Below are 3,688 nucleotides of genomic sequence, written 5' to 3'. Positions count from 1 at the left end.
ACTGTTCAGGTTGATGGTTCACCGGTGGGAAGGGACCGGGCCATGCCACGGCCTGTCCGAAAGGACGACCACGATCCACTCGGTCTCCTTCCCACCTCAACCATACACCAGAACCAACACACAGGATTCTAGGGTCTGCGCGCGTCGCTTCGCTCCTTGCTCCGCCCTAGAATGACGACTGGAAGGACGGCTTTGCCAACCACCCAGGGCACCGAAGAGCGCGGCTGGCGGCCGCGTCCACCCGCACCAACCCCGCGACCGTCCTTTTGCGCCCGTTCCGCCGTTACCCGGCGACACTTTTCCAACAAAGCGCCCTTCGTTGGAAGGATTTAACTCTACAAACCTGATAGAATTAACGGACGATAGAAGGGCAATCCAGTTTTCAGGGGTTTATGGAGCCTTTCAATGTCAATCCTTTCACGACGCATTCTGTTGCTTTCGTCGGCCGCCGCTCTTGCCGGCGCCGCCCTGCTCGGCCCTGCCAGCGCCGAGGATCTCAAGATCACCATCGGCTACCAGACGGTGGTCGAGCCTTCGAAAGTGCCGCAGGCGGACGGCGCCTATGAAAAGGCGACCAAGGCGGCGATCGACTGGCGCAAGTTCGATTCCGGCGCCGACGTCATCGCCGCGATCGCCTCCGGCTCGGTCGATATCGGCTATGTCGGCTCGAGCCCGCTGGCCGCGGCAGCCAGCCGCGAGCTACCGATCCAGACCATCTTCGTCGTCGGGCTGATCGGTCCGTCGGAGGCGCTGGTCGCCCGCAACGGCTCCGGCATCGAGAAGGTCGCGGATCTGGCCGGCAAGAAGGTCGCCGTGCCGTTCGTCTCGACCACGCATTACAGCCTGCTCGCGGCGCTGAAGCATGAGAATGTCGATCCGAAGTCGGTGCAGATCCTCAATCTGAGGCCGCCGGAGATCGCCGCCGCCTTCGCGCGCGGCGATATCGACGCGGCCTATGTCTGGGACCCGGCGCTCGGCCAGGTGAAGACGACCGGCAAGGTAGTGCTGGACTCTTCGCAAGTGGCCGCCTGGGGCGCGCCGACCTTCGACGCCTGGATCGTGCGCACCGATTTTGCCGAAAAGCACCCCGAAGCCGTGCGCGACTTTGTCAAGGTGACCGGCGAAGCCTATGCCCAGTTCCTCGCCAAGCCGGAGGCCTGGTCGGTGTCCTCGCCGGAAGCCGGCAAGATCGCCAAGCTCACCGGCGCCAAGCTGGAAGAGGTGCCGGAGCTGCTCAAGGGCTATGTCTTCCCGTCGCTCGAAGAGCAGGCTTCGGACAAGTTCCTCGGCGGCGCGACCGTCAAGGCCGTCGCGGCGACGTCCGCCTTCCTCAAGGAGCAGGGCAAGGTCGATGCCGTGCTGCCCGACTATTCGAAATATGTGACGGCGAAATATGCCAGCGAGGCGCTCGCCTCGAACTGAGCCCTGTCCACACAATTCCCGGAAGGATGACCGCCTTTCCGGGGGATTGTTCGGAAGCGCGGCCTCCTTCCCTGGCCTTGCGCTTGCCTGTCCCGGAGTCGCTTACGAGGCGCGGCTTCGGGGCAGGCCCCAGGATCCAACACCTGATCCAGCAGAGGCCCGCATGACGCATCTCACCCTCGACAAGATCAGCGTCCATTATGACGGCCAACTGGTGCCGGCGGTCGAGCGGGTTTCGCTCGACATTGCGAAGGGCGATTTCGTCGTGCTGGTCGGCCGTTCCGGCTGCGGCAAGACCTCGCTGCTCAACGTCGCCGCCGGCCTGGTCGAGCCCGCGGGCGGCCTGGCCACGGTGGGCGGCAAGCCAATCACCAGGCCCGGATCCGATCGCGCCGTGGTGTTCCAGAACGATGCGCTGTTCCCCTGGCTGACGGCGCGGGAAAATGTGGCCTTCGCGCTTAGGCTGCGCGGCGTCCCGGCCGATAGCAGAGCACGCCGCGCCGACGAATTGCTGTCGCTGGTCAAGCTCGCCGACGCCGGCGACAAGCGGATCTGGGAGCTTTCCGGCGGCATGCGCCAGCGCGTCGGCCTTGCCCGAGCCTTGGCCGCAGAACCCGAATTCCTTCTGCTCGACGAACCGCTCGGCGCGCTCGACGCGCTGACGCGTGAGCGCATGCAGACGACGCTGCTCGACCTGTGGGCAGCGGCCCAAGTCGGCGTGCTGATGGTGACGCACGGCATCGAGGAGGCGCTGGTGCTGGCGACCCGCATCGTCGTGTTGGCGCCCGGTCCAGGGCACGTGGTGCGGACTTTCGAAACGAATTTCGGCCGCCGCTACGCCGCCGGCGAGCCGATCCGCGCGATCAAGGCCGATGCCGGCTTCGCCGCGGCCCGCGCGGATCTGACCGACTCGATCTTCGAAGGAGAGGCGGCATGAGCGTGAGCACTTACAGCGAAAGGCCCGCCGCGAAGGCCGGCGAGACCGACGGGCTTTCCGTGCCATGGTCGCGGCCGCGGCCAAGACGGGCGGTAATTTCAGCCAGGCTGGTCAGCGCGATCACCATCCTCGTGCTGCTCGCTGCCTGGACGGCGGCGTCCTCGCTGCAGCTGGTGTCGCCGGTTTTCCTGCCCTCGCCCGGCGCGGTCTGGGCAAAGTTCGTCATCGTTGTCCGCGACGGTTTCGTCGATGCCACATTGCTCCAGCACATCCTCGCGTCGCTCTGGCGTGTGTTTGCGGCGCTGATCGCGGCCATCCTCGTCGGCGTGCCGGTCGGCCTCGCCATCGGTATCAGCCGGATCGGGCGCGGCGTGTTCGACCCGCTGCTCGAATTCCTGCGTCCGATTCCGCCGCTCGCCTATCTGCCGCTGATCATCATCTGGTTCGGCATCGGCGAGCCGTCGAAGATCCTGGTGATCGCCATCGCCATGCTGGCGCCGGTGGCGCTGTCGACCGCCGCCGGCGTGCGCGGCGTTTCGCGCGAGCGTGTCGACGCGGCGCGGTCGCTCGGCGCCACGCGCGCCCAGGTCATCCGCCACGTGATCCTGCCCAGCGCCCTGCCTTCGATCCTCACCGGCCTGCGCATCGCGCTCGGCGCCGGTTGGTCGACGCTGGTCGCAGCCGAGCTGGTCGCGGCGACGCGGGGGCTCGGCTTCATGATCCAGTCGGCGGCGCAATTCCTGGTCACCGACGTGGTGGTGATGGGCATACTGGTGATCGCGATCATCGCTTTTGCGCTCGAATTCGTCATCCGCCGGATCGAGCGGGTGCTGGTGCCCTGGGCGGGACGGGAATGAGCTCAAGCGAAGGAGAAGGACGATAACCCATTCCACCGCAGTGCTGTTTGCGCATGTCGGCACATGGCTGTTGCGTCTGCCGCCGAGCGACAAACAGCAGGCAGACGAACCGAATTCGCCGACGCCGGTGCTGCTTGCCGGCGACCGCGATCGCCTGCCGCCGCGCGACGAGAGCTTCTACTGGGTCTGGCAGTACTGGTCGCAATGATCGGGAAGTGGGGGACGCCAGCGCTGGCGACTTCGTCATCCTAATGTCTGCGCCGCGTCGATTGGTTGAAGCCGCCCTCCCAACCTCGTCATTCTATGGCGGAGCAAGGAGCGAAGCGACGCGGCGCAGACCCTGGGATCCTGTGTGTTGGTTCTGGTGTATGGTTGAGGTGGGAAGGAGACCGAGTGGATCGTGGTCGTCCTTTCGGACAGGCCGTGGCATGGCCCGGTCCCTTCCCACCGGTGAACCATCAACCTGAACAGT

4 protein-coding genes are annotated in these 3,688 nt (G+C 65.8%); all 4 read left to right on the top strand.

Annotated elements, in window-relative coordinates; translation table 11 throughout:
* Positions 1 to 405 precede the first annotated feature (405 nt).
* Positions 406 to 1,422 carry a taurine ABC transporter substrate-binding protein gene (gene tauA, locus EOA28_RS28575; RefSeq protein ID WP_127253800.1) on the top strand — a complete coding sequence of 339 codons (1,017 nt, stop codon included), beginning with the start codon at positions 406 to 408 and terminating at the stop codon, positions 1,420 to 1,422.
* Positions 1,423 to 1,585: 163 nt separating this feature from the next.
* On the top strand, positions 1,586 to 2,359 hold the full coding sequence (locus tag EOA28_RS28570; protein WP_127253799.1) for a taurine ABC transporter ATP-binding protein: 774 nt from the start codon (positions 1,586 to 1,588) through the stop codon (positions 2,357 to 2,359).
* The gene (locus EOA28_RS28565; protein ID WP_127253798.1) at positions 2,356 to 3,216 is read left to right on the top strand and encodes an ABC transporter permease subunit; all 861 of its coding nucleotides are present in this window, start codon (positions 2,356 to 2,358) and stop codon (positions 3,214 to 3,216) included. The genes EOA28_RS28570 and EOA28_RS28565 overlap by 4 nt, the downstream gene beginning before the upstream one ends.
* A 40-nt stretch (positions 3,217 to 3,256) precedes the next feature.
* Positions 3,257 to 3,424, top strand: a complete 168-nt coding sequence (locus EOA28_RS28560) for a hypothetical protein (RefSeq protein ID WP_245463427.1) — start codon at positions 3,257 to 3,259, stop codon at positions 3,422 to 3,424.
* The last annotated feature ends 264 nt before the right edge of the window (positions 3,425 to 3,688 follow it).

It is taken from the genome of Mesorhizobium sp. M2A.F.Ca.ET.067.02.1.1 (assembly GCF_004023285.1).
Classification (GTDB): Bacteria; Pseudomonadota; Alphaproteobacteria; order Rhizobiales; family Rhizobiaceae; genus Mesorhizobium.
The sequence above is the reverse complement of the archived record's forward strand: the minus strand, read 5'-3'. Positions and strand labels throughout refer to the sequence as shown.

Coding starts and splice junctions, on each gene's coding strand:
- EOA28_RS28565 (WP_127253798.1), top strand. CDS start 2,356: ATGAGCGTGAGCACTTACAGCGAAAGGCCCGCCGCGAAGGCCGGCGAG.
- tauA (WP_127253800.1), top strand. CDS start 406: ATGTCAATCCTTTCACGACGCATTCTGTTGCTTTCGTCGGCCGCCGCT.
- EOA28_RS28570 (WP_127253799.1), top strand. CDS start 1,586: ATGACGCATCTCACCCTCGACAAGATCAGCGTCCATTATGACGGCCAA.